We start from the raw sequence: 3,344 nt of genomic DNA on the forward strand, positions 1-3,344 counted from the left end.
AATTGAGCCGGTCACCTCTCTGGCTCATTGCAATCACCATCTCCACTCGAGTGGAGAACTAAAGAGGGGTGAAGTGAGAAAATTACAAATAGAAATAATTTTAAAATTAAATATCATGAAAACAGTAAAACAAATTTTTTCGATCGCCCTGGTGGCAGTAATAACTTTTGGTCTGACTTTAACTTCAGTAGCAAAAAGTGGCGACGACACTTCGTCATCAACTGTGGTTGAGATTGCCGTTTCAAATCCTGATTTTTCAATCCTGGTTGAAGCAGTAACTAAAGCCGATTTGGCAGGAGCATTAAGTGCCGAAGGACCGTTTACCGTATTTGCACCAAATAACGATGCTTTTAAAGCATTGTTTGCCAACCTGGGTGTAAAAGGTGTTGAGGATCTTACAGCTGATCAACTGACCCCAATTTTAACTTACCATGTTGTTTCGGGTAAAGTAATGTCGGGAGATCTGTCAAACACGTCGGTGAAAACACTGAATGGAGAGGAGATTAAGATCAACTTGTCAGACGGAGTAAAAATTAACGACAGCAATTTAATTGCAGCCGACATTAAAGGGAAAAACGGAGTAATACATGTAATTGATAAAGTGCTTATTCCTGAATAAAAATCAGGCGAATAGATTTTGATTGCAACAATACGCTTTGACATTTAAGTTTAGATTTACCATGACTTTGAGCCGGCTTCGAAAGGAGCCGGTTTTTTCGTTAAAGATTGTAAAAATGAAATGAAGCTGCAGAATTCATTTTAATTATTCCTGCTAATTTTTATAAATTGCGTTTCTTGAAATGGAGGATATTTTGAATGGAAAAGCTAAGATGGAGTAAGCAAATATTTGGGTCGAAGCTGGAGATCATGCAGGGCGATGAGAAAGTTGGAAACATTGACTGGGAAAGCATGGTTGGTTCGAAAGCGCAGGCTATTATTAATGGCCGCTACTTTACGCTTAATCGTGAGTTTTTTCTTTCGAAACTGGAGATCTACGACGGAAACAGTAAATCGCTGCTGGCCATGGTAATGGTAAATATATTTAACCCGCGTAGCGATGTGTTGATAAACGGTAAACGTTTTGAACTGGAAATAAAAAACTTCTGGCAATCACGTTGGAGCTGGAAATATAACGGACAAGAAATTGTAACCTTTACCTCGCACGAATTCATTTCAAAAGACAAAGGAACAATTGAACTGGCAACACCCATGAACGAAGAGGTGGAGATTCTAATCCTCCTGGGATTGTTTGTTCGCAACCAGTTTATCCTTTTTATGCTGCTTATTTTGGTGGTGTTGTTCTTTGTGATTGTCTGATTTCAAAACCATTGATTTTTAATTTTAGAATCCCATAATTTCTATTTTGTTTGTCGTTTGTAAATTATTCTTTACATTTGTCATGTAATCCTAACTTTAAGCGCAATGAAATTACTACCACACTACTTTAAATGGATCGGAATTGGCTTCATCATTCTTGGATTCTGTTTGGGGATTGATGATTTTATGATGGGTTTTCTGGGTGTACGTCCAGACTCTTCGGGAATATATGAACGAATGTTGCCCGAAATATTTGCCCGAATTTCAGATTATCCCATGTACTTAGGTTTGTTAATCATCATTCTTTCGAAAAGCAAGACCGAAGATGAACTCGCATTAAAACTAAGATACGAATCAGCTTTTATTGTATTGATTGCTTCGATTCTGATTTTAATTATGGTGAACGCTTTTAATCCCGGCTTTAAAGTTCATCCGGGGATATTTATCGTTATTCAAATGCTGGCTTATCTTATTGTGCGATCTGTAAAGGGTAACGTTATATTTTGGGATGATTATGAAGAACAAGCTTAAATTTCACCGGGTGATGCTCGATAAAACGCAACAGGAACTGGCTGATGCAATAGGTGTTTCGCGTCAAACAATTCATGCTATCGAGAAGAATAAATTTGTTCCCTCGGTGCAAACGGCTATGCTTTTGGCAAAGTATTTTAAGCTTTCGGTAGAAGAGTTGTTTGAGTTGGAAGATTAAAAAAACCGCTCCTGCGTACAAGAACGGTTATATATGTTGAGTAAGTTTTCTACCCGTCCGTCAGCTGACGGACAGCAAGAAACCTTACGGAAAAGCACCAACGCTATGTTGGCACTTATATTCTTAAATCATTTATTATCAAAATCTTCTTATTAACTTCAATGTTGCTCCTTGCAAATCCCCCTTGGTGAAGGGGGAACTAAAGGGGGGATTGTCTATAATCCTCCGAACCGCCAGCCGGCGATCCACCTCCTTTTAAAAAGGAGAATGCACTACGACTGAGTTTCCGAAATTTAGCGTATTTCTGATCCGTTTTTAACCTCCTTATCCGGCGAAACAATTGACAGTGTTCCATCAGCATTTTCAGCACACAAAATCATTCCCTGCGATTCAATTCCGCGCAATTTTTTCGGAGCAAGGTTTACTAATATTGAAACCTGTTTCCCGATCAACTCTTCCGGCTGGTAGTATTCGGCAATTCCTGAAACAACAGTTCGCTGGTCGATTCCGGTGTCGATTTTAAGTTTCAGCAGCTTTTTGGTTTTGGCTACTTTTTCACATTCGATAACCGTTCCGGCACGAACATCCATTTTTGCAAAATCATCGAACTCAATGTTTTCTTTTGCTGGTGCTGCTTTTGCTTCAGCCATTTCGTTGGCCTTTTTGGTGTCGGCTAGTTTTTGCAGTTGTGCCTCGATTATGTTGTCTTCAATTTTTTCGAAAAGTAATTCCGGCTTATTCACTTTGTGGCCGGTTGGTAACAAATCAGTGTCTCCCAGTTTTACCCAATCCATTTTTTCAAAGTTCAGGAAGCCACGCAATTTATCCATGCTAAATGGCAAAAATGGCTCAAGACAAATGGTAAGGTTGGCGGTAATCTGCAAACAGATATTCATAACTGTTTTTACACGCTCGGCATCTGTTTTTACCACTTTCCATGGTTCTTCGTCGGCCAGGTATTTATTTCCCAGACGTGCCAGATCCATCGCATTTTTCAACGACTCGCGAATACGGAAACTGTCGATACTCTTTTCAACTTCGCCTTTGATTTTTGCAATCTCAGCCAGTGTTGCTTTGTCGTGATCAGTCAATTCTCCACGGGCAGGAACTTCGCCGTCGTAATATTTCTGTGTAAGCACCAGTGCGCGGTTTACAAAGTTTCCGAGCACGGCTACCAACTCGTTGTTATTGCGGTTCTGGAAATCTTTCCAGGTAAAATCGTTGTCTTTTGTTTCCGGCGCATTGGCAGTTAATACATATTTCAACACATCTTCTTTTCCCGGGAATTCTTCCAGGTACTCGTGCAACCAAACCGCCC

5 protein-coding genes are annotated in these 3,344 nt (G+C 39.8%); 4 read left to right on the top strand and 1 reads right to left on the bottom strand.

Annotated features, from left to right (window positions below):
* The first annotated feature begins 115 nt into the window (after positions 1–115).
* The 4 genes from ABZB17_RS21685 to ABZB17_RS21700 all read left to right on the top strand — a co-directional run bounded on the left by ABZB17_RS21685 (position 116) and on the right by ABZB17_RS21700 (position 2,026).
* Positions 116–619 carry a fasciclin domain-containing protein gene (locus ABZB17_RS21685; protein ID WP_372653601.1) on the top strand — a complete coding sequence of 168 codons (504 nt, stop codon included), beginning with the start codon at positions 116–118 and terminating at the stop codon, positions 617–619.
* A gap of 197 nt (positions 620–816) precedes the next feature.
* On the top strand, positions 817–1,317 hold the full coding sequence (locus tag ABZB17_RS21690) for a hypothetical protein (protein WP_372653603.1): 501 nt from the start codon (positions 817–819) through the stop codon (positions 1,315–1,317).
* A 105-nt stretch (positions 1,318–1,422) separates the two neighbouring features.
* On the top strand, positions 1,423–1,848 hold the full coding sequence (locus ABZB17_RS21695) for a hypothetical protein (RefSeq protein WP_372653606.1): 426 nt from the start codon (positions 1,423–1,425) through the stop codon (positions 1,846–1,848).
* Positions 1,832–2,026 carry a helix-turn-helix transcriptional regulator gene (locus ABZB17_RS21700; RefSeq protein ID WP_163344789.1) on the top strand — a complete coding sequence of 65 codons (195 nt, stop codon included), beginning with the start codon at positions 1,832–1,834 and terminating at the stop codon, positions 2,024–2,026. Before ABZB17_RS21695 ends, ABZB17_RS21700 begins: the two co-directional genes overlap by 17 nt.
* 293 nt (positions 2,027–2,319) lie before the next feature.
* On the opposite strand, the gene metG is transcribed toward ABZB17_RS21700, so the two are convergent.
* Positions 2,320–3,344, bottom strand: a 1,025-nt coding sequence (gene metG, locus ABZB17_RS21705; RefSeq protein ID WP_372653609.1) for a methionine--tRNA ligase subunit beta, incomplete at its 5' end; no start/stop codon positions are given.

Origin of the sequence: Draconibacterium sp. (genome assembly GCF_041583095.1) — a bacterium.
Lineage (GTDB): Bacteria > Bacteroidota > Bacteroidia > Bacteroidales > Prolixibacteraceae > Draconibacterium.